The organism is Streptomyces sp. NPDC055025 (assembly GCF_053608565.1).
In genome coordinates, this window is the sequence record NZ_JBSGVS010000015.1 from 117,512 (window position 1) to 138,673 (window position 21,162).

Annotated in this window: 18 protein-coding genes; 11 read left to right on the forward strand and 7 right to left on the reverse strand. The window is 71.2% G+C overall.

The annotated features are described in order from the left end of the window. Positions 1-186: 186 nt before the first annotated feature. Together meaB and ACWGDX_RS12305 are read right to left on the reverse strand one after the other, a co-directional pair. Positions 187-1,146: a methylmalonyl Co-A mutase-associated GTPase MeaB gene (meaB, locus tag ACWGDX_RS12300; RefSeq protein ID WP_453624802.1), complete on the reverse strand. Its 960-nt coding sequence runs from the start codon at positions 1,144-1,146 to the stop codon at positions 187-189. Positions 1,147-1,304: 158 nt separating this feature from the next. Continuing rightward, complete coding sequence (locus tag ACWGDX_RS12305; RefSeq protein ID WP_453624765.1) at positions 1,305-2,504, reverse strand: acetyl-CoA C-acetyltransferase; 1,200 nt, start codon at positions 2,502-2,504, stop codon at positions 1,305-1,307. Positions 2,505-2,648: 144 nt separating this feature from the next. On the opposite strand from ACWGDX_RS12305, the gene mce reads away from it, so the two are divergent. The 7 genes from mce (at position 2,649) to ACWGDX_RS12340 (ending at position 12,202) form a co-directional block, all read left to right on the forward strand. Next, entirely contained in the window at positions 2,649-3,077 is a 429-nt protein-coding gene (gene mce / locus ACWGDX_RS12310) for a methylmalonyl-CoA epimerase (RefSeq protein ID WP_363082268.1), read from the forward strand. 159 nt (positions 3,078-3,236) lie between these two features. Continuing rightward, positions 3,237-6,956 (forward strand): polarized growth protein Scy, encoded by a 3,720-nt coding sequence (gene scy / locus ACWGDX_RS12315; protein ID WP_453624767.1) that lies wholly within the window; start codon positions 3,237-3,239, stop codon positions 6,954-6,956. Between the two features lie 114 nt (positions 6,957-7,070). Continuing rightward, positions 7,071-8,009, forward strand: coding sequence for a cellulose-binding protein (locus ACWGDX_RS12320; RefSeq protein ID WP_453624769.1), 939 nt, complete (start codon positions 7,071-7,073; stop codon positions 8,007-8,009). Between the two features lie 143 nt (positions 8,010-8,152). Next, on the forward strand, positions 8,153-9,172 hold the full coding sequence (locus ACWGDX_RS12325; protein WP_453624771.1) for an ABC transporter ATP-binding protein: 1,020 nt from the start codon (positions 8,153-8,155) through the stop codon (positions 9,170-9,172). 2 nt (positions 9,173-9,174) lie between these two features. Next, a complete protein-coding gene (locus ACWGDX_RS12330) occupies positions 9,175-9,954 on the forward strand; it encodes an ABC transporter permease (RefSeq protein ID WP_453624773.1) in 780 nt (259 codons plus the stop codon). 206 nt (positions 9,955-10,160) lie between these two features. Beyond that, positions 10,161-11,318: an ABC transporter ATP-binding protein gene (locus ACWGDX_RS12335; protein ID WP_453624774.1), complete on the forward strand. Its 1,158-nt coding sequence runs from the start codon at positions 10,161-10,163 to the stop codon at positions 11,316-11,318. Then, positions 11,315-12,202, forward strand: coding sequence for an ABC transporter permease (locus tag ACWGDX_RS12340; protein WP_453624776.1), 888 nt, complete (start codon positions 11,315-11,317; stop codon positions 12,200-12,202). The genes ACWGDX_RS12335 and ACWGDX_RS12340 overlap by 4 nt, the downstream gene beginning before the upstream one ends. 73 nt (positions 12,203-12,275) lie before the next feature. On the opposite strand, the gene ACWGDX_RS12345 is transcribed toward ACWGDX_RS12340, so the two are convergent. Then, a complete protein-coding gene (locus tag ACWGDX_RS12345) occupies positions 12,276-12,605 on the reverse strand; it encodes an ATP/GTP-binding protein (protein WP_363084597.1) in 330 nt (109 codons plus the stop codon). Between the two features lie 210 nt (positions 12,606-12,815). Between ACWGDX_RS12345 and ACWGDX_RS12350 the strand changes: the two genes are divergently transcribed. Then, a complete protein-coding gene (locus ACWGDX_RS12350; RefSeq protein WP_453624778.1) occupies positions 12,816-13,841 on the forward strand; it encodes an LLM class flavin-dependent oxidoreductase in 1,026 nt (341 codons plus the stop codon). A 142-nt stretch (positions 13,842-13,983) separates the two neighbouring features. Here ACWGDX_RS12350 and ACWGDX_RS12355 read toward each other — a convergent pair whose 3' ends face one another. Continuing rightward, complete coding sequence (locus ACWGDX_RS12355) at positions 13,984-14,376, reverse strand: SCO5389 family protein (protein ID WP_363084599.1); 393 nt, start codon at positions 14,374-14,376, stop codon at positions 13,984-13,986. A 213-nt stretch (positions 14,377-14,589) separates the two neighbouring features. On the opposite strand from ACWGDX_RS12355, the gene nucS reads away from it, so the two are divergent. Beyond that, positions 14,590-15,261 carry an endonuclease NucS gene (gene nucS, locus ACWGDX_RS12360; protein ID WP_453624780.1) on the forward strand — a complete coding sequence of 224 codons (672 nt, stop codon included), beginning with the start codon at positions 14,590-14,592 and terminating at the stop codon, positions 15,259-15,261. Positions 15,262-15,470: 209 nt separating this feature from the next. On the opposite strand, the gene ACWGDX_RS12365 is transcribed toward nucS, so the two are convergent. The 3 genes from ACWGDX_RS12365 to ACWGDX_RS12375 form a co-directional block, all read right to left on the reverse strand. Then, complete coding sequence (locus ACWGDX_RS12365; protein WP_453624782.1) at positions 15,471-18,458, reverse strand: ATP-binding protein; 2,988 nt, start codon at positions 18,456-18,458, stop codon at positions 15,471-15,473. A gap of 211 nt (positions 18,459-18,669) precedes the next feature. Then, positions 18,670-18,993: an STAS domain-containing protein gene (locus ACWGDX_RS12370; RefSeq protein WP_066956508.1), complete on the reverse strand. Its 324-nt coding sequence runs from the start codon at positions 18,991-18,993 to the stop codon at positions 18,670-18,672. Positions 18,994-19,151: 158 nt separating this feature from the next. After that, a complete protein-coding gene (locus ACWGDX_RS12375) occupies positions 19,152-20,000 on the reverse strand; it encodes a 3-hydroxyacyl-CoA dehydrogenase family protein (protein WP_453624784.1) in 849 nt (282 codons plus the stop codon). Between the two features lie 243 nt (positions 20,001-20,243). Between ACWGDX_RS12375 and ACWGDX_RS12380 the strand changes: the two genes are divergently transcribed. Beyond that, on the forward strand, positions 20,244-20,564 hold the full coding sequence (locus ACWGDX_RS12380; protein ID WP_363083612.1) for an ArsR/SmtB family transcription factor: 321 nt from the start codon (positions 20,244-20,246) through the stop codon (positions 20,562-20,564). Continuing rightward, entirely contained in the window at positions 20,561-21,061 is a 501-nt protein-coding gene (locus ACWGDX_RS12385; RefSeq protein ID WP_453624786.1) for an SRPBCC family protein, read from the forward strand. The genes ACWGDX_RS12380 and ACWGDX_RS12385 overlap by 4 nt, the downstream gene beginning before the upstream one ends. The last annotated feature ends 101 nt before the right edge of the window (positions 21,062-21,162 follow it).

A 21,162-nucleotide genomic window follows, 5' to 3' on the forward strand; every position in this document is an offset into this window, starting at 1 on the left:
CGGGGTCCTACGCACGAAGGAGGAACACGCGGTCAGCTTAACTTTTTTGAGGATCGACCGTGCGCGGCCGGAACACCACCGCGGCCCGGTCCCGGCGGGCTCGCTCGTCCTCAATCGCCGGACGGGCTGTTTTCCCGGCCCACGCGCCGCGGGCACGCGGCATCCCTGCCGGGAGGCCGCACCGCCTCACCCGCCCCGCGTGATCCCCGCGACCAGTTCGTCCGCCGCCGTGTACGGGTCCAGGTCCCCCGCCACGATCCGTTCCGCCAGCGCGCCCAGTCTGCGGTCGCCGTGCAGGTCGCCGATGCGCGCGCGCAGGGCCGTCACGGCGATGGCCTCGACCTCGTGGGCCGCGCGTTCGGTGCGGCGGAGCGCGAGTACGCCGTGCTCCTCCATCCAGGCCCGGTGCTTCTCCAGCGCCTCCACGACCTCGTCGATGCCCTCGCCGCGCGCCGCGACCGTCTTGACGATCGGCGGGCGCCAGTCGCCGGGGCCCCGGGACTCGCCCAGGCCGAGCATGTGGTTCAGCTCGCGGACCGTCGCGTCGGCGCCGTCGCGGTCCGCCTTGTTGACCACGTACACATCGCCGATCTCCAGGATTCCGGCCTTCGCGGCCTGGATGCCGTCGCCCATCCCGGGCGCCAGCAGCACCACCGAGGTGTCGGCCTGGGAGGCGATCTCGACCTCCGACTGGCCGACCCCGACGGTCTCCACCACGATCACGTCACAGCCCGCCGCGTCCAGCACCCGGATGGCCTGCGGAGCCGCCCAGGCCAGACCGCCGAGATGGCCGCGGGTGGCCATCGAGCGGATATAGACGCCGGGGTCCGAGGCGTGTTCGGACATCCGGACGCGGTCACCGAGCAGCGCGCCCCCGGAGAAGGGCGACGACGGGTCGACGGCCAGCACCGCGACCCGCCTGCCCGCCCGCCGGTACGCGGTGACCAGCGCGGAGGTGGAGGTCGACTTGCCGACACCGGGCGAGCCGGTGAGCCCGACGACATAGGCCCGGCCCGCCAGCGGCGCCAGTGCCGCCATCACCTCCCGCAGCTGCGGGGACGCCCCCTCGACCAGTGAGATCAGCCGGGCCACGGCCCGCGGCCGGCCCTCGCGCGCCTGAGCCACCAGCTCGGGGACGTCCTGCATCACAGCTCCAGCTCCATTGCTCGGCCACACGGCCACGAGGTCAGACGGTCACGAGGTCACACGGTCCCGGGGCCACACGGTCCCGGGGCCACACGGTCCCGGGGCCACACGGCCACGCAGACGTAATGAACGTACGTACGAAACGTACGTACGACGGCTTACCCGGCCACCCGCAGAATCAGCGCGTCGCCCTGGCCCCCGCCCCCGCACAGCGCCGCCGCGCCGATACCGCCGCCGCGCCGCTTCAGCTCCAGCGCGAGATGCAGCACGAGCCGCGCGCCGGACATCCCGATCGGGTGACCGAGAGCGATCGCGCCGCCGTTCACGTTCACCTTTTCCGGGGACACCCCGAGGTCCTTCATCGACTGCACGGCGACCGCCGCGAAGGCCTCGTTGATCTCGATGAGATCGAGGTCCCCGACGGCCAGGCCCTCCTTCTTCAGGGCGTGCTGGATCGCATTGGACGGCTGGGACTGGAGCGAGTTGTCCGGGCCCGCCACATTGCCGTGCGCGCCGATCTCGGCGATCCACTCCAGGCCCAGCTCCTCCGCCCTGGCCCTGCTCATCACCACGACCGCCGCCGCGCCGTCGGAGATCTGCGAGGAGGTACCGGCCGTGATCGTGCCGTCCTTGGCGAACGCCGGACGCAGCCGCGCCAGGGACTCCACCGTGGTCTCGGGGCGGATGCCCTCGTCCTGGGAGAAGAGCAGCGGGTCGCCCTTGCGCTGCGGGATCTCCACCGGGGCGATCTCGGCCTCGAAGACACCGTTCTTCTGGGCGGTGGCGGCCCGCTGGTGGGAGAGCGCACCGAACTCGTCCTGCTCGGGGCGCGCGATACCGAGCCTGGTGTTGTGCTTCTCGGTCGAGGCGCCCATGGCGATCTCCTCGAACGAGTCGGTCAGCCCGTCGTACGCCATCGAGTCGAGCATCTCGATCGCGCCGTACTTGTAGCCCTCACGGGACTTGGGCAGCAGATGCGGCGCGTTGGTCATGGACTCCTGGCCGCCCGCGACCACCACGTCGAACTCACCCGCGCGGATGAGCTGGTCGGCGAGCGCGATCGCGTCGAGGCCGGAGAGACAGACCTTGTTGACGGTGAGTGCCGGGACGTTCATGGGAATGCCGCCCTTGACCGCGGCCTGGCGTGCCGGGATCTGCCCCGTCCCGGCCTGGAGCACCTGGCCCATGATCACGTACTGCACCTGGTCGCCGCTGATCCCGGCCCGCTCCAGCGCGGCCTTGATGGCGAAGCCGCCCAGCTCCGCGCCGGAGAAGGACTTCAGCGAGCCGAGGAGCCGTCCCATGGGCGTACGGGCGCCCGCGACGATCACGGAGGTGGTGGTGTGCGTATCCGACATGAGACGCGATCCCCTTTGCGTGGAGCGTGAGGAGTGAACGAGGGTTTACTCCAATGTACTGAGCGGTACGCGCCGGGGTCACCCGGCCGCGCGTGTGATCGCCCGCACGTTGCGTAACCGTCGCCATGACGCTCCACTGTGTCCATGCTGACGCGAATCGACCACATCGGAATCGCCTGTTTCGACCTCGATGCCACCGTCGAGTTCTACCGGGCAACCTACGGCTTCGAGGTCTTCCACACCGAGGTCAACGAGGAGCAGGGCGTCCGTGAGGCCATGCTCAAGATCAACGAGACGTCCGACGGCGGGGCTTCGTATCTCCAGCTCCTCGAACCCGTACGGGAGGACTCCCCCGTGGGCAAGTGGCTCGCGAAGAACGGCGAGGGCGTGCACCACATCGCCTTCGGGACGGCGGATGTCGACGGGGACGCCCAGGCCGTCCGCGACAAGGGCGTACGGGTGCTCTACGACGAGCCGCGCATCGGTTCCATGGGCTCGCGCATCACTTTCCTCCACCCGAAGGACTGTCACGGAGTCCTCACAGAACTCATCACCTCCGCCCCGGAGCACTGACCTTAAGGATTCCCGGCCCGGTAGAGTGGGGCGCTCCGGGCCGGGGCCGGGCCGGGGCCGCGCCCCTGCCGTTGATCTGACACCATTCCCCGGGGGGCCGTTCGCCGCGAACGGTGCTCGATTGGGCAGTTGCGACCAGGGGACGGATGGGACCGCGCAGTGCGGGGCTACGAACGCCAGGAGAGCCACCGAGCTGACGACGACCACCTCTCGCGGTTCGAAGCCGAGATGGAACGGCTGAAGACCGCGCGGGAGAAGGCCGTCCAGCACGCCGAGGACCTCGGTTACCAGGTCGAGGTGTTGCGCGCCAAGCTCCATGAGGCACGCCGCACACTGGCCACCCGTCCGTCGTCCTACGACAACGGCGACCTCGGCTATCAGGCCGAGCAGATGCTTCGTAACGCCCAGATGCAGGCCGAGCAGATGCGCGCGGACGCGGAGCGCGAGCTGCGTGACGCCCGTGCCCAGACTCAGCGCATCCTCCAGGAGCACGCCGAGCACCAGGCCAGACTCCAGGCGGAGCTGCACGCGGAGGCCGTCCAGCGCCGGCAGCGGCTCGACCAGGAGCTGGCGGAGCGCCGGCAGACCGTCGAGTCGCACGTCAACGAGAACGTCGCCTGGGCCGAGCAGCTCAGGGCCCGTACGGAGTCACAGGCCAGGCGGCTGCTGGACGAGTCCCGCGCCGAGGCCGAGCAGTCCCTGGCCGCCGCCCGCGCCGAGGCCGTCCGGGTCACCGAGGAGGCCCGCCGCAGGCTGGGCTCGGAGGCCGAGGCGGCCAGGTCCGAAGCTGAAGCGATCCTGCTGCGGGCCCGCAGGGACGCGGAGCGGATGCTGAACGCCGCGTCCTCGCAGGCGCAGGAGGCCTCCAGCCACGCCGAGCAGTTGCGTACGTCCACCACCGCCGAGGCCGATCAGGTCCGCCAGCACGCCGCCGAGCTGAGCCGCGCCGCCGACCAGCGGATGAACGAGGCGCAGGAGCGGCTGCGCGAGGCCCGCGCGGAGGCCGAGAAGGTCGTCGCGGAGGCCAGGGACAGCGCGGCCAAGCGGCTGGCCGGGGTCGAGTCGCAGAACGAACAGCGCACCCGTACGGCCAAGTCGGAGATCGCCCGGCTGGTCGGCGAGGCCACGAAGGACGCCGAGGTCACCAGGGCCGAGGCGGAGCAGGTGCTCGCCGACGCCCGCGCGGAGGGCGAGAAGGTGGTCGCCGAGGCCGCCGAGAAGGCCCGTACGGTCGCCGCCGAGGACACCGCGGCCCAGCTCGCCAAGGCGGCCCGTACCGCCGAAGAGGTCCTGACGAAGGCGTCGGACGACGCCAAGGCCACCACCAGGTCGGCGGCCGAGGAGGCCGAGCGGATCCGCCGTGAGGCGGAGGCCGAGGCGGACCGGCTGCGCGGCGAGGCCGCCGAGCAGGCCGACCAGCTCAAGGGCGCGGCCAAGGACGACACCAAGGAGTACCGGGCCAAGACGGTCGAGCTCCAGGAGGAGGCGCGCAGGCTGCGCGGCGAGGCCGAGCAGCTCAGGTCCGAGGCGGTCGCCGAGGGCGAGCGGATCCGCGGTGAGGCGCGGCGCGAGGCCGTCCAGCAGATCGAGGAGGCGGCCAGGTCCGCCGAGGAGCTGCTCACCAAGGCGAAGGCGGACGCCGACGAGCTGCGCTCCGGCGCCACCGCCGAGAGCGAGCGGGTCCGTACGGAAGCCATCGAGCGCGCCACCACGCTGCGCCGGCAGGCCGAGGAGACGCTGGAGCGCACCCGCGCCGAGGCCGAGCGGCTGCGCGCCGAGGGCGAGGAGCAGGGCGAGGCCACCAGGGCCGCCGCCGAGCAGGCCGCGGCCGAGCTGCGCGAGGAGACCGAGCGCGGTGTCGAGGCCCGTAGGACCGAGGCGGCCGACGAGCTGACCCGGCTGCACTCGGAGGCGGAGCAGCGTCTCGCGTCGGCCGAGGAGTCGCTCACCGACGCGCGCGCCGAGTCCGAGCGGATCCGCCGTGAGGCCTCGGAGGAGGCCGAGCGGCTGCGCGCGGAGTCCGCGGAGCGGGTACGTACGCTCCAGGCGCAGGCCGCGCAGGAGGCCGAGCGGCTCCGTGACGAGGCCGCGTCCGACGCCTCGGAGTACCGCGCCGAGGCGGAGAGCGCGGCGGTGCGGCTGCGTACCGAGGCCGCCACGGAGGCCGAGCGGCTCAAGACCGAGGCACAGGAGACCGCCGACCGGGTCAGGGCGGAGGCCGCGGCCGCCGCCGAGCGGGTCGGGGCCGAGGCCGCCGAGGCGCTGGCCGCCGCGCAGGAGGAGGCGGGCCGCCGCCGCCGCGAGGCCGAGGAGACCCTGACGGCCGCCCGTACGGAGGCGGACCAGGAGCGCGAGCGGGCACGGGAGCAGAGCGAGGAGCTGCTCGCCTCCGCCCGCAAGCGGGTCGAGGACGCGCAGACCGAGGCGCACCGGCTGGTCTCGGAGGCGGACTACCGCGCCACCGAGCTGGTGGCCGCGGCCGAGCAGACCGCCCAGCAGGTACGGGACTCGGTCGCCGGGCTCCAGGACCAGGCCGAGCAGGAGATCGCCGGACTGCGCTCCGCCGCGGAGCACGCGGCCGGGCGGACGAGGACGGAGGCGCAGGAGGAGGCCGACCGGGTACGCGCGGACGCGTACGCGGAGCGGGAGCGCGCCTCGGAGGACGCCGGCCGGATCCGCGCCAGGGCCCAGGAGGAGGCCGACGCCGCGCAGGCCCTGGCCGAGCGCACCGTGGGCGACGCGATCGCGGAGGCGGAGCGGATGCGCGCCGACACCGCGGAGTACGCGCAGCGGGTCAGGACCGAGGCGTCCGACTCCCTGGCGGCCGCCGAGCGGGACGCGGCACGTGCCCGCGCCGAGGCCCGGGAGGACGCGAACCGTATCCGCGGCGATGCCGCGGGCCAGGCGGACCGGCTTGTGGCGGAGGCCACGGGCGAGTCCGAGCGGATGCGCGCCGAGGCCGCCGAGACGGTGGGCGCCGCCCAGCAGGCCGCCGAGCGGCTGCGGTCCGACGCCGAGCGGTTCAAGGCGGACACCGAGGCCGCCGCGGAGCGGCTCAGGAACGAGGCCCAGGAGGAGACGGACTGGCTCCTGGACGAGGCGCGCAAGGACGCGGCCAAGCGCCGTGCCGACGCCGCCGAGCAGGCCGACCAGCTCATCAACAAGGCCCAGGAGGAGGCGCTGCGCGCCGCCACCGAGGCAGAGGCCCAGGCCGACATGATGGTGGGCGCCGCCCGCAAGGAGGCGGGCCGGATCACCTCGGACGCGACCGTCGAGGGCAACTCCCTGGTGGAGAAGGCCCGTACGGACGCGGACGAGCTACTCGTCGGCGCGCGGCGGGACGCGACGGCCATCCGCGACCGGGCCGAGGAACTGCGCGTACGTGTCGAGGGCGAGATCGAGCAACTCCACGAGCGCGCCCGCCGTGAGACGTCGGAGCAGCTCAAGACCGTCGGCGAGCGTGTCGACAATCTACTGAAGGCCGCCAACGAGCAGCGGGCCGAGGCCGAGGCGAAGGCCAAGCAACTGGTCGCCGAGGCGGGTTCCGAGGCGAGCAGAGTACGGATCGCCGCGGTGAAGAAGGCCGAGGGCCTGCTCAAGGAGGCCGAGCAGAAGAAGGCCGAACTCATCAGAGAGGCCCAGGAGTTGCGCGCGGACGCCGCCCGCGAGGCCAAGCGTACGGTCGACGACGGCAAGCGTGAACTCGATGTCCTGGTGCGCAGGCGCGAGGACATTCAGGCGGAGATCTCCCGCGTCCAGGATGTACTCGAAGCTTTGGAGTCGTTTGAGGCACCCGCCGGTCCTACGAAGGACACCCAGGTCAAGGCGGGAGCCGCGGCGGGAACCACCCGATCGAGTGGCAAGTCGTCCGACAGCTAGCCACTCAAAAGGCTGGACATTCTCCAGATCAAACCGGCATCCGCTCGATGACACGCCGCTTAGGCCCCTAGGATTCCCCCTATCACCTCACCGGTCTCATTCGACAGGAACCCCATGAGCGACACTTCCTCCCCATTCGGCTTCGAGCTCGTGCGGCGTGGTTACGACCGCGGTCAGGTGGACGACCGCATTACCAAACTCGTCGCCGACCGTGACAGTGCCCTGGCCCGTATCACCGCGCTGGAGAAGCGCATCGAGGAGCTCCACCTCGAGACGCAGAACGCCCAGGCCCAGGTAACCGACGCGGAGCCGTCGTACGCCGGGCTCGGTGCCCGGGTCGAGAAGATCCTCCGCCTCGCCGAGGAGGAGGCGAAGGACCTGCGCGAGGAGGCCAGGCGCGCGGCCGAGCAGCACCGCGAGCTGGCCGAGTCGGCGGCCCAGCAGGTGCGCAACGACGCCGAGGCGTTCGCGTCGGAGCGCAAGGCCAAGGCCGAGGACGAGGGCGTCCGTATCGTCGACAAGGCGAAGGGCGACGCCGCGACCCTGCGTACGGACGCGCAGAAGGACGCGCAGTCCAAGCGCGAGGAGGCCGACGCGCTCTTCGAGGAGACCCGCGCCAAGGCCGCCCAGGCCGCCGCGGACTTCGAGACGAACCTCGCCAAGCGCCGCGAGCAGTCGGAGCGCGACCTGGCCTCGCGTCAGGCGAAGGCGGAGAAGCGCCTGGCGGAGATCGAGCACCGCGCCGAGCAGCTCCGTCTCGAGGCCGAGAAGCTGCGTACGGACGCGGAGCGCAGGGCCCGGCAGACCGTCGAGACCGCGCAGCGCCAGTCCGAGGACATCGTGGCGGACGCCAACGCCAAGGCCGACCGGATCCGCAGCGAATCGGAGCGCGAGCTGGCGGCGCTCACCAACCGCCGCGACTCGATCAACGCCCAGCTCACCAACGTCCGCGAGATGCTGGCCACGCTGACCGGCGCCGCGGTGGCCGCCGCCGGCAGCCCGGCGGACGACGAGCCGATCTCCCGTGGTGTGCCGGCCCAGCAGACCCGCTGAGCGTGACCGGCCGAGCACGCTGAGCCCGACCGGCTGAGCGCGCCATGGTGTTCGAGTAGATAACGATCGCGTCAGCCCCCCGTCACCACGGTGGCGGGGGGCTTCGCGCACCCTTAGGTTGTCCGCATGATCGAGGCATCCGGATGATCGAGGTCGAGGGGCTCACCAAACGCTTCGGCCGCAAGATCGCGGTCGACCATCTCTCCTTCCAGGTCAGACCTGGTGTGGTCACGGGCTTTCTGGGCCCCAACGGCGCGGGCAAGTCGACCACGATGCGGATGATGCTCGATCTGGACATCCCGACCGGCGGGTCGGTCAGGATCGACGGCAGGCATTACCGCGAACTCGCGGAACCCCTCAAGCACATCGGGGCGCTGCTGGAGGCGAAGGCCATGCACGGCGGCCGCAGCGCCTACAACAATCTCCTCTGTCTGGCGCAGAGCAATCGCATTCCCGCGAGCCGGGTGAACGAGGTGCTCGACATGGTCGGACTGACCTCCGTGGCGGGAAAGAAATCGAAGGGTTTCTCGCTCGGTATGGGACAGCGGCTCGGAATCGCCTCCGCGCTGCTCGGTGATCCCGAGATCCTGATGTTCGACGAGCCGGTCAATGGTCTGGACCCCGAGGGCATCCACTGGATTCGAAATCTTATGAAGGCGCTGGCGAACGACGGCCGGACGATCTTTGTCTCCAGCCATCTCATGAGTGAAATGGCACTGACCGCCGATCACTTGATCGTGATCGGGCAGGGCAGACTGCTGGCGAACACCTCGATGGCGGACTTCATCCGGGAGAATTCCCGCAGTTACGCCCGGCTGCGTTCACCGGAGCGGGAGCGGCTGAAGGACGTACTGCACTCGGCGGGCTTCACCGCGGTCGAGGCCGACGGCGGGGTGCTGGAGATCGACGGGGCCTCCACCGAGGAGCTGGGGGAGCTGGTGGCCCGTAACGGGATCGTGCTGCATGAGCTGAGCGCCCAGCGCGCCTCGCTCGAAGAAGCGTTCATGCAGATGACGGCCGAGTCGGTGGAGTACCACGCCCACGCGGGCCCCGAGGGCGGGCAGCCGCCGGCCGGGCAGGGGTGGGGCGCGCCGCAGCCACCGCCGCCCGCACCGGGCCAGGACCCCGGCGCCGGTCAGGACGACCAGGGCAAGGGAGTCTGACCATGGCGTCGGTAACCGCGGTCCTCCGCTCCGAGTGGACCAAGATCCGTACGGTCTCCTCCACCACCTGGACGCTGATCAGCGCCCTGGTGGTGACCGTGGCCCTGGGCGCGGCCCTCTCCGCGCTGCTGAACTCGACGTTCGACGACCTGTCGGCACCGCAGCGGGCGACCTTCGATCCGACGCTCACCAGCTTCTCGGGGATGGTGCTGGGCCAGCTCGCGATGGTGGTCTTCGGGGTGCTGGTGGTCGGCTCCGAGTACAGCTCGGGCATGATCCGTACCTCGCTCGCCGCCGTACCGCGGCGGGCCACCTTCCTCTTCGCCAAGGTCCTGGTGGCCGGGGCGCTGGCCCTGGTGGTGGGGCTCGTCACCGGCTTTCTGGCGTTCTTCCTCGGACAGGCGCTGCTCGGTGAGCACGGCACCGGCATCGGGGAGCCGAATGTGCTGCGCGCGGTGATCGGCAGCGGTCTCTACATGGCGCTGATCGCCCTCTTCTCGATGGGCGTGGCCGCGATGCTGCGCAGCTCGATCCTCTCGCTCGGCATCCTGATGCCGTTCTTCTTCCTCGTCTCCCAGATCCTCGCGGCCGTCCCGGTCGCGAAGGATGTCGCGCACTACTTCCCCGACCGGGCGGGCTCCAGGATCTTGCAGGTGGTGCCGGACGCCATGAACTCCGAGGCGGCTCCGTACGGCCCCTGGGGCGGTCTCGGGATCCTGGTCCTCTGGGTCGCGGCGGCCCTCCTGGGCGGGTATCTCGTCCTCAAGAAGCGGGACGCCTAGCGCGTTCGCCATGGGGCGCGTGGCCCCTTCGCCATGGGGCGGGTAGCGCGTTCGCCAGGGGGCGCGTAGCCCGTTCGTCACCGACTCTCCGCCTGAACGACTTGGCCGCAACCGTCAAGGCCCGGATATCCTCCTAACTCTTACGGGGGTTTTCAGCCGGGAACGGCGACTGCCCCGACGACCTGACCTGTCGATGGGGCTGGAGAATGATCGAGGCAGTCGGCCTGACGAAGCGCTACGGCGCCAAGACGGCCGTGGACAACCTTTCCTTCCAGGTACGGCCCGGATCGGTGACCGGGTTCCTGGGCCCCAACGGTTCCGGCAAATCGACCACCATGCGGATGATCCTCGGACTCGACCAGCCGAGCGCCGGCCATGTGACGGTCGGCGGACATCCCTTCCGGCAGTTGCCGAACGCACCACGCCAGGTGGGCGCGCTGCTCGACGCCAAGGCGGTGCACGGCGGGCGCAGCGCGCGCAACCATCTGCTCTCACTGGCCCAGCTCTCCGGGATCCCGGCGACCAGGGTCGACGAGGTGCTCGGGGTCGTCGGTCTCCAGGATGTGGCCAGAAAGCGTTCCAAGGGCTTCTCGCTCGGTATGGGCCAGCGGCTGGGGATCGCGGCGGCGCTGCTGGGCGACCCGCAGGTGCTGCTCTTCGACGAGCCGGTCAACGGTCTCGATCCCGAGGGCATCCTCTGGGTCCGCAATCTGATGAAGCAGCTCGCCGCCGAGGGCCGTACGGTCTTCGTCTCCTCGCATCTCATGAGTGAGATGGCTGTCACGGCCGACCATCTCATCGTGATCGGGCGCGGTCAGCTCCTCTCCGACATGAGCGTCAAGGACTTCATCTCGGCCAATTCGGCGGACTTCGCGCGGGTGCGGGTCGCGCCGGGCGGCCCGGAGCACCGCGAGAAGCTCAAGTCCGCGCTCACCGAGGCGGGCGGCCAGGTGCTCTCCGAGCCGGACGGCGCGCTGCGGATCACCGGGCTGACACTGCCCCGGATCAGCGATCTGGCGCACGGGGCGGACATCCGGCTCTGGGAGCTCTCCCCGCACCAGGCCTCGCTGGAGGAGGCGTACATGCGGATGACCCAGAGCGCCGTGGACTACCGCTCGACGGCCGACGCGCTCGCCGGGTTCCAGCAGCAGCCGCCCGGGTACGCGCTGCCGGCCGTCCCGGATGTGCCGCAGCAGGGCTGGTATCCCCCGCCACCGCCCGGAGACAACCCGTACGCGCGTGACGTCCCGGCGACGGCGGCCCCCGCCGCTGCCCCGGCCGTGACGCCTCCCACGCCCGCCCCGGCCACCACGGCCCCCGCCCCGGACACGACGAAGCGCGACAGCACCGAGGACGCCCGATGACGACCCCGTACCAGCAGGTCCCCCCGCGGACCCCGCACCAGGTCCCCCAGCAGTCCTCAGCGGGGCAGAACGGTTCCGCCGGCGGTTATGTCTCGCCGATCCCGGCCCGCCGGACCCATCTCGGTGACGCGCTGGCCTCGGAGTGGACCAAGCTCCGGTCCGTACGGTCCACGATGTGGACGCTCGGCGTCATGGTCGCGCTGATGGTGGGTATCGGACTGCTCGCCGCGGTGATCGTGGCCTCCGCGGAGAGCCGGATCGCCGACGACGAGTCCGTGCTCGCCCTCGGCTTCTTCGGCGTGCTGCTCGGCTCGATGTGTGTGATCACGCTGGGTGTGATGACCATCGCCTCGGAGTACGGCACGGGCATGATCCGTACGACCCTGACGGCGTGCCCCAGCCGGGTCCGGGTACTGGCCGCCAAGGCGATCGTCTTCTTCGTCCTGGTCTTCGTGATCACGGCCGTGACCACGATGACCGTGGCCGCGCTCCAGACCGCGATCGTGGACACCGCCTCGCCCGACGCCGCCGCCTGGTTCCGGGCGACGGTCGGCATCAGCCTCTATCTGGCCACGCTCGGACTGCTGTCCATGGCGGTCGGCGCGCTGGTCCGGCACTCGGCGGGGGCGATCACGGTCATGATCGGTGTGGTCCTGCTGCCGCTGGTGCTGGCGATGTTCATGTTCTCGGACTCGCTCAACGGGCTGCGTGACTCGCTGTTCGAGTACTCGATCCCGAACCAGCTCTCGGTCTTCTACACCGACACCGCCGGTATCGCGAGCTCGTCCGGCCCCCGGGGCTGGGAGCCGCTGTGGATCCTGCTGGGGGTGACGGCCGTCGCGCTGGCCGGTGCCTGCCTCGCCCTCGACAAACGCGACGTCTAGAGCGCCCCGGCCTTCCGGTCTCCGGGTCCTCCCGGCCTCCGGGTCCTCCGGGTCTCCCGGGGGAATGTACGGCTCAGTACTTGGGGGCGTTACGGGACCGCTGTACCCGTGAGGTACGGCGGTCCTTCGCGTTCCAGCAGGACTGGTGCCAGTGCCGCCGGTCCTCCACGCCGCCGTACTCGGGCCAGGCCACCACATGCGGCACGGCGGAGGGGATCTCCTGGTCGCACCCCGGGCAGCGGTACCGCTTGCCCTCGGCGCTCGCGCCGGCGACATGGCGGACCGACCACTCCTCGCCCTGCCATGACTCCGACCGCTGGAACCCGCCGTACCTGTCCCCCGCCTCACCGGCTCGCTCGGTCGGTTTCTCGCCGCCTCGGGGGCGGTTGCGGCGCGGGGACACAGGACACCTCACGGGGCAGACAGCACGGTTCCACTCCCAGCCTACGACCCGTGCCACCGGGTAGACGCCCCGGACGGCTCAGGATGTCCGGACTCACAGAACAGACTTAACGGACAATCGCATAACTTTTATGGGTGGCCGTGCCTTTGGCACGTGTCAGGCGTTGTTGCCCGTAGGGGAGTCGCGCCGGCCGCAAGGAGGCAGAAGGCGATGCGTGTTGGAGCTTTTGTCCTGTCCGCTCAGTTCCCTGGTCAGGGACAGGGAGAGGCACTGAACCGGGCGGTGCGCACCGCCGAACTGGCCGAGGAGTGCGGACTCGACGCCGTCTGGCTGGCCGAGCACCACTTCGTACCGTACGGGGTATGTCCGTCGGCCGTCACACTGGCCGCGCTGCTCCTCGGCCGCACCCGGGGGATCCGGGTGGGCACGGCGGTCAGTGTGTTGCCGAACGTGCATCCGGTGGCGCTGGGCGAGCAGGCGGCGCTGCTGCATCTGGTGTCCGGGGGGCGGTTCACACTCGGTGTGGGCAGGGGCGGTCCCTGGGTCGATCTGGAGGTCTTCGGCTCCGGTCTGGCGGCGTACGAGCGCGGGTTCCCCGAATCCCTCGGCCTGCTGCTGCGCTGGCTGAGCGAGCCGTGTGTCTCGGCCACGGGTGAGCGGTACCGGTTCCGCGAGGTCCCCGTCGTACCCAGACCGGATGAACTGCTGGACACGACGGGGCCGGAGGTGGTCATCGCCTGCACCTCCCCGAAGACCGTACGGCTGGCCGCCGAGCACGGTCTGCCGATGCTGCTGGGGATGCACTGCGGCGACGAGGAGAAGGCGGAGATGGTCGGACTGTGGCGTACGCACGCGCGCGCCGCGGGCCGCAGCGCCGAGGAGATCGAGGGCGCCGCGCATGTCTCGGTCGGGGTGGCGCAGATCGCGGACGGCCGGGCCGAGGCGGCGGAGACGCTCGTCAAGGCGATGCCCGGCTGGCTCCGGCAGGGTCTGGGCGCCCATGTCACGGTCGACGGCCGGCCGCGGTCGATGCGGGATCCCGTGGAGTACACGGAACTGCTGTGCGGGCTGCATCCGGTGGGACCGCCCCGGCTGGCCGTGGACCGGCTCACGGCGACCGCGGAGCGTACGGGCATCAGCCGCTTCGCGCTGCTCGTCGAGGGGTCGGGCGATCTCACGGCGACGCAGGAGAACATACAGCGGCTGGGCACGGAGGTGCTGCCGGCGCTCTGCTGACGAGCCGTACGCCCGCCGGCCGTCCGCCGTACGCGATACGTACGAAGCCCGGACCGCTGCCGCCCGGACCGCCGCCGCTCGAACTGCTGCCGCTCCTGCACCCACGACACCTCCCCGGTGCGCGGAGCGGCAGCAAGGGACCTCAGCAGTCCCTGAGTTCGGGAGACTGGTTGAGCAACTGGGCCCTCACCGAGGTGAAGCGGGCCAGCCGCTCGTCGACCGAGGTGTCCAGTGGGAACACCGCGACGCGGTGGCAGTTCTGAAAAGCGAGACGCACTCCGAAGTGCCGCTGGAGCGCACCGCGAATCGCGTCACTCGCGAGCGCGCGCAGCAGCTGACCGCGCGCCTGCTCGTCCGGCGGGGGCGTCTGGTTGTCGGCGAAAGGTCCACCGTCCACCTTCAGCTCTGCCACCAGAGAACTGATCATCTCCCATGCGTAGGGCAGGGAGGTCCGGACGCAGTCGACGAAAGCCACTTCATCGACCTCGCCTCGCTCGGCCTGATCCAACAGTGCCGGTGAGACGTCGAGCGACATGGGTTCTCCTCTCGCGACCCCGGGAAGCGGGGTCTTCCGGGCAGGGAAGGAGGCGACGACGACGCAGCGTGCACGACCGGCGACCTCCTGCTTCCACGTTAGGCGCGCAGCAGGGACGGCACCAGGAGAATGGGAACACAACCGGCCAATAACGAACGGGGGCTTCCGGGGCGAATCGCGCGGGGGCTCGCCGGTCGAGTAGCGTTGCCGACCATGCGTCTCGTCATTGCCCGCTGCTCCGTGGACTACGCGGGCCGGCTCACCGCCCACCTGCCCTCCGCTCCCCGTCTCATCCTGGTCAAGGCGGACGGCAGTGTGTCCATCCACGCCGACGACCGGGCGTACAAACCCCTGAACTGGATGTCACCGCCGTGCACCCTCAAGGAAGGCGCCGACAACGACGCCGGTGTATGGACCGTCATGAACAAAGCGGGCGAGAAACTGATCATCACCATGGAGGAAGTACTCCACGATTCCTCGCATGAGCTGGGCGTCGACCCCGGTCTCATCAAGGACGGCGTGGAAGCGCACCTCCAGGAGCTGCTCGCGGACCGTATCGAGACGCTCGGCGACGGATACACCCTGATCCGCCGTGAGTACCCGACGGCGATCGGCCCGGTGGACATCCTGTGCCGGGACGCGGACGGGGTGACGGTGGCGGTGGAGATCAAGCGGCGCGGTGAGATCGACGGTGTCGAGCAGCTCACGCGGTATCTCGAACTGCTCAACCGCGACCCCCATCTCGCCCCGGTGCGGGGCCTGTTCGCGGCTCAGGAGATCAAGCCGCAGGCGCGGGTGCTGGCGACGGACCGCGGGATCGGCTGTGTCGTACTCGACTACAACGGGCTGCGCGGTATCGAGGACGACAAGCTCCGTCTCTTCTGACACACCTTCCGGCACACCTTCTGATGCCTTCCGGCACACCTGCCGAGGTCTTCTGACGCCTTCTGGCACCCGGGCGCCCGTGGCGCCCGGACTCGGCGCCCCGGGTACGGTCCGGCCACCGCGTCCGGCACACCATTGACACCGATGTGGGGGCCGCTCTCCGGAGCGGCCCCCACATCGTGTACAGCCCGTGTCCGGCTGACGGGGCGTCAGGCCGGTGTGCCGGTGCCGGGGGAGATGGTGCCGGGCTCCGTGGCGCCCGCGCTGAGGCTCGGGGACATGTCGCTCGCCGTCGCGGGCTGCGACGGCTCCGAAGCACTCTCCGAGGGCGTCACCGACGGCGGGTCCGTGGGAGTCGTCGGGGTCGTCGAAGGAGTGCCCGAAGTGCCGCCGGACGTCGGTGGCGTCGACGGCTTGGACGACGGCTTCGGCGTCTCGCCCGGTGCGGACGGCGAACCGCCGCCACCGGGGGTCGAACCGCCGCCCGGGGGGCTGTCGGAGGCCGACGCCGTACCCGAGGGGGTGCCGCTGTCCGTCGGTCCCGCGGCGGGTGCGCCCTGCCCCGTACGGCCGCCGCCGGGGCCCCGGGTCGTGTCGGCGGCGGGCTGGTCGGCCGGCAGACCGTTGTCGCCCTCCTCCGGATCCGGGGACGGTTCCGTGCTGACCCGGTCCGGCTGCGAGGTGCCGTTGCCCGAGGTCGCGCCCAGCGTCACCACCGTGCCCAGCACGGCCGCGAGCACCGCGCCCGCGCCCGCCGCGACCAGATTGCGCCGGGCGCCGCCGAGCGCCGGACGGCGGCCGTGCGCCGGGGCCTTGGAGGCGGGGTGAGGTGCGCGCGCGGATACGGGAGTGTCCCGGCGGGTCACCAGGGGCGTACTCGCCGCGGAGCCCGCGCCGGCCCCGGACGGTCCCGGCAGCGCGAGCGGCGCGGCGCCCGGCGCGGGCGTGGAGGTGAGCGGCGGCGGGCCCTCGTACCGTACGACCGCCGTCCCCTCCCCCACGGGAGTGTGTGCGCCGGACGGTCCGGCCGCGCCCTCGCGGTCCGTGACCAGGGCCAGGGCGCGGCGGCCCGCGACCGTGCCGGCCTTGTCGGCGACGGCGCCCCGCATACCGATCGACGCCTCCAGCTCGGCGCGGGCCCGGTCCAGATTCCCGACACAGAGCGCGAGCACGCCCAGCTCATGGTGGAAGTACGCCTCTTCGGCGACCTCTCCGGCGAGTCTCGCGGCCTCGGAGCCGGCCCGCAGGACCCGTTCCCAGGCGCCCCAGTGCAGACCCGCGAGGAACGCGGGCGCGGCGCTGCGCGCCAGCAGTACGGCGGCGCTCGGGTGACCCGCTTCCTGGCCGGGCACCAGGGGGCCCAGCGCGGCGAGGATGGCGTCGGCCTCGGCGGCGGCGCGCTCGGGGGTGACCGAGGGATGCCCGGTCCACCAGGCGTAGTGCTGTGCGGCGGTCCGCGCGTGGGCCGCGGCGTCGTCGCCGTACCCCTTCGCCTCCAGCTGCGCGACCACACCGGTGGCGAGCCGGTAGCGCGCGCCGACCGGGGTGAGCAGTCCGCAGCTCATCAACTCGCCGAGCGCGGCGTCCGCGTGGGTGTCGCCCACCAGGGCCGGCAGATGTGCCTGGTGCGGCACCTCGCCGCCGAGCGCGACGGCGAAGCGCAGGGTGGCGCGGGCCGCCTCGCTCAGCCGGGAGGCGAGCAGGGCCGCGGGCGCGGCGCCCTCACCGAGGCTGGGCAGGGGTATGTCGTATCCGTCGGGCGTACTGACCGGGGTCTCGCCGATGGACGGTTCGAAGGGCTCGAACTCGTCGAAGGCCTCGGGACCGCCCCGCAGCTGGTCGCGCTGCCGCAGCAGCGCGCCGGCCTGTACGAAGCGCAGGGGCAGGCCCTCGGACTCGAACCAGAGGTCGCCCGACCAGTTCGCCTCCTCGTCGGTGAGGGGGCGTTCGACGGCGCGCTCCAGCAGCTCCAGCGAGGTGCCGCGGCCGAGCCCGCCGAGGGTGACCTCGTCCAGCCGCGCGTCGGCCGAGGGCGCCTCGGCGCCCGGGACGGGGGCGAGCAGATAGGCGCACTCGGGGGTCGCGCCCAGCAGTTCGTCCAGTGCCTCGCCGCCCAGCTCCAGATCGTCGAGGACGACGACCGCGCCGATGCCGTGGACGAGGGTGAGCAGTTCCGCGCGGTCGGGCCGCCGGAGGGCCGCCTTGTATACGGCGGAGTACAGCTCGTGGAGCAGTTCGGTGGTGGTGCGGTGATGGCCGGAGAGACGTACGACACCGTCGGGCGCGAGGTTCGCGCAGTCCGCCGCGACGGCTTCGAGCAGTGCGGTACGTCCTGAGCCGGCGGGCCCGGTGAGACGGACGGAGCGGCCACGGCCCAGCAGCCCGGTCAGCCGGGCGCGTTCCTCGGCGCGCTCCAGCAGTGGCAGCGGGGGTGCGGCGGGTCCCGGCGGTACGGGCGGGCGGCCGGCGCGCTGGAGAGCGGCGCGCTCCTCGGCGGTGCGCCGGGCGGGGGCGGCGGGGCGCCGTCCCGGCGGGCAGAGTTCGATCTCGCTGCCGTCGACGGGGTTGACGGTCAGCAGCAGGTCGCCCGAGACGAGCTGGACCGTACGGGCGGGCTGGGGTGTGCCGGATCCGCCCTTGAGATGTGCCAGGGCGGGGGTGATCGCCGGGGGCGGGGCGGGGGCGGGCCTGGGGGCGAGCGCCGCGGTGATCGCGGGGGTGATCTCGACGCGGGGCGGGCGCCGCAAGTCGGAGCTCTCGGCGGGGCGTGCGTCCTCGTAGGAGGCGGCTTCGTAAGAGGCGCCCTCGTAGCGGGCGTCTTCAGGGCGGGCGTCCTCGTACCCGGCGCCCTCATAGCGGGCGTCTTCGGGGTGGGCGTCTTCGTAGCGCCCGTCGTCCGCGCGCCCGTCCTCGTGGCGAGCGCCGTCCCCGCGCCTGTCCTCATAACGCCCGTCGTCGTACCGGCTCTCGCCGGCGGCGGGTTCGTAGCCGTAGCGGGGACTGTCGCGCGGACCGTCGTATTGCGCTCCGTCGACGGGCTCGTTACGCCCGCGCTCACCGCCGAAGCGCTCACCGCCGAAGCGGTCATCGCCGTAGCGGTCGCCGTCGGCGCTCGTACCGCCGGCGCGCGGGCCGTCGGGACGCCCGTCGTCGAACCGCTCGTTGTCGTGGCCGTACTCTTCCGGTCCCCGGCTCATCGGGTCCATGGTGGAAAGCCCCCCAGATCGTGGCGTGCCGTTGCCCCCGGCCGCGCACGCCCATCTGTCGCTTCTGGTCCGGTATCTGCTCCATGGGTCGGTCATCGGCAGACGGCCGAACCCTAGACCTCCGCACAGTATCCGTGAACAGCCGGGGTACCACCCCGTCCAAGACATCACGGTCTCATGAGGATTGCGCGGTCTGGCCGGGTCAGACCCTCGGCAGCGACTCTGCGGCGATTCCGCCCTCGATGGCGAGAATGCGGTGCAATCGGGTGGCCACGAGCAGTCGCTGCATCTGCGGCGGGACGCCGCGCAGCACAAGTCTGCGTCCGCACCGCCCCGCGCGCCGGTGGGCTCCCATGATGACGCCGAGTCCGGTGGCGTCCCAGGAGTCCAGCTCGGTCAGGTCCAGCACCAGATCGCCGGCTCCGTCGTCGACGGCCGAGTGCAGGACCGTACGGGCGTCCGCCGCGCTGCGAACGTCGAGGCGGCCCCCGACGACCAGCTCGGCGTGGTCGCCCCTGATGTGCATATGCGCTCCCCGATGAGTGCTTCCGTACTCCGTGTCTGTTCTGTCTTCCAACAACTGACTGCCCCGTGGGCGGAGAAGTTGCCGTCCGTAAGCGAACCGATACCAAAATCACCCCGTGGGGTGATACCGAAACGGCTTGACGCGGCTCGGTGCGTGGCTCAGTGCTTGTAGAACCCCTGCCCGCTCTTGCGGCCGATGTCACCCGCGTCCACCATCCGGCGCATCAGCTCCGGCGGGGCGAACTTCTCGTCCTGCGACTCGGTGTAGATGTTGCCGGTCGCGTGGAGGAGGATGTCGACACCGGTCAGATCGGCGGTGGCGAGCGGCCCCATGGCGTGACCGAACCCCAGCTTGCAGGCGGTGTCGATGTCCTCGGCGGACGCGACGCCCGACTCGTAGAGCTTGGCGGCCTCGACCACGAGCGCGGAGATCAGTCGTGTGGTCACAAAGCCTGCCACATCGCGGTTGACGACGATGCAGGTCTTGCCCACCGACTCGGCGAACTCCCGCGCGGTGGCGAGGGTTTCGTCGCTCGTCTTGTAGCCGCGCACCAGCTCGCAGAGACGCATCATCGGCACCGGCGAGAAGAAGTGCGTACCGACGACACGCTCCGGGCGCCCGGTCACCGCCGCGATCTTGGTGATCGGGATGGCGGAGGTGTTGGAGGCGAGGACGGCGTCGTCCCGTACGAGCTTGTCGAGCGCCCGGAAGATCTCGTGCTTGACGTCGAGCTTCTCGAAGACGGCCTCGACGACGATGTCCGCGTCGGCGACGGCGTCCAGATCGGTGGTCGTGGTGATCCGGGCGAGAGCCGCGTCCGCGTCGGCCTCTTCGAGCTTGCCCTTTTCGACGAACCGCCCGAACGAGCCCTTGATGCCCTCGATCCCCCGGGCCAGCGCCGCGTCGGTGACATCCCGCAGCACGACCTCCCAGCCCGCCTGCGCGGAGACCTGCGCGATCCCGGACCCCATGAGTCCGGCCCCGACGACGGCGAGCTTCCTGGCCACGTGACACCCCACGATTCTTCTTCGGCTCTTCTTTGAGCCTTAACGCCTGTTTACATCCGAGTGCTCTGCCGGAGGTTAGCGGTCGCGGTGGGCCGTGTGGTGGCGAAGAGATGCGCGTCACGCCCCGCAAGACGTACATCACACCGGGACGGTCCACCAGGCGCCCCACACCCCCCACTTGAGTACCTCCTTCCCCGGAAACCGCGCTTTACATGTGACCTTTTGGTCACCTATTCTGGATCCGTGAGCGACGACGACCGTGTCTTCAAGGCGCTGGCCGATCCGACGCGCCGTTTCCTGCTGGATCTGCTCTTCGCGCGCGACGGACGCACGCTGACCGAGCTGGAGTCCGAGGTGGAGATGACGCGGTACGGAGCGATGAAGCACCTGAAGGTGCTGGAGGAGGCGGGGCTTGTCGTCACGCGCAGATCGGGCCGGGAGAAGCTGCACTTCCTGAACCCCGTACCGATCCGGTTGATCCACGACCGGTGGATCGACAAGTACACCGAGCGTCAGGTGACGGCGCTCACAGAGCTCAAGAACGAGCTGGAGGGGAACACATGACAGCCACGGCCGAGAAGACCACGACCGTCCGGATCCACCAAGTCTACATCAAGGCGACACCCCAGGCGGTCTGGGACGCGATCACCCAGCCGGAGTGGAACGCGAAGTACGGCTACCGCTGCGTGGGCGAGTTCGAGCTGCGCGCCGGCGGTGCGTACCAGGTGCTGTCGAGCGACGAGATGCGCCGGCACGGCGCGCCGGAGCGGATCGTCGAGGGCGAGATCATCGAGGCCGAACCCCCGCGCAGGCTGGTCCAGACGTACCGCATGCTCTTCTCTCCGGCGCTGGCGGCCGAACCGTTCACGCGGCTCACCTACGAGATCGAGGAAGAGCCGTACGGGGGCGTCATCAAGCTGACCGTGACGCACGATGTCACCGACGCCCCGGTCCACGCGGCGCAGATCGCCGGTGAGATCAAGGAGTCGGGCGGCGGCTGGGCGATGGTGCTCAGCGACCTCAAGTCGCTGCTGGAGACCGGTGAGCCGATGGCGGGCTGACCGGGCCGATCGGGCTGATCGGGCTGATCGGGCTGATCGGGCTGATCCGCTCGGGGCGGCCGGGCGCGCGCCGCGCGCGGCCGTACCGTACGCACCACACC

Coding starts and splice junctions, on each gene's coding strand:
- meaB (WP_453624802.1), bottom strand. CDS start 1,146: ATGCAGGACGTCCCCGAGCTGGTGGCTCAGGCGCGCGAGGGCCGGCCG.
- ACWGDX_RS12305 (WP_453624765.1), bottom strand. CDS start 2,504: ATGTCGGATACGCACACCACCACCTCCGTGATCGTCGCGGGCGCCCGT.
- mce (WP_363082268.1), top strand. CDS start 2,649: ATGCTGACGCGAATCGACCACATCGGAATCGCCTGTTTCGACCTCGAT.
- ACWGDX_RS12320 (WP_453624769.1), top strand. CDS start 7,071: ATGAGCGACACTTCCTCCCCATTCGGCTTCGAGCTCGTGCGGCGTGGT.
- ACWGDX_RS12325 (WP_453624771.1), top strand. CDS start 8,153: ATGATCGAGGTCGAGGGGCTCACCAAACGCTTCGGCCGCAAGATCGCG.
- ACWGDX_RS12330 (WP_453624773.1), top strand. CDS start 9,175: ATGGCGTCGGTAACCGCGGTCCTCCGCTCCGAGTGGACCAAGATCCGT.
- ACWGDX_RS12335 (WP_453624774.1), top strand. CDS start 10,161: ATGATCGAGGCAGTCGGCCTGACGAAGCGCTACGGCGCCAAGACGGCC.
- ACWGDX_RS12340 (WP_453624776.1), top strand. CDS start 11,315: ATGACGACCCCGTACCAGCAGGTCCCCCCGCGGACCCCGCACCAGGTC.
- ACWGDX_RS12350 (WP_453624778.1), top strand. CDS start 12,816: ATGCGTGTTGGAGCTTTTGTCCTGTCCGCTCAGTTCCCTGGTCAGGGA.
- ACWGDX_RS12355 (WP_363084599.1), bottom strand. CDS start 14,376: ATGTCGCTCGACGTCTCACCGGCACTGTTGGATCAGGCCGAGCGAGGC.
- nucS (WP_453624780.1), top strand. CDS start 14,590: ATGCGTCTCGTCATTGCCCGCTGCTCCGTGGACTACGCGGGCCGGCTC.
- ACWGDX_RS12365 (WP_453624782.1), bottom strand. CDS start 18,458: ATGAGCCGGGGACCGGAAGAGTACGGCCACGACAACGAGCGGTTCGAC.
- ACWGDX_RS12370 (WP_066956508.1), bottom strand. CDS start 18,993: ATGCACATCAGGGGCGACCACGCCGAGCTGGTCGTCGGGGGCCGCCTC.
- ACWGDX_RS12385 (WP_453624786.1), top strand. CDS start 20,561: ATGACAGCCACGGCCGAGAAGACCACGACCGTCCGGATCCACCAAGTC.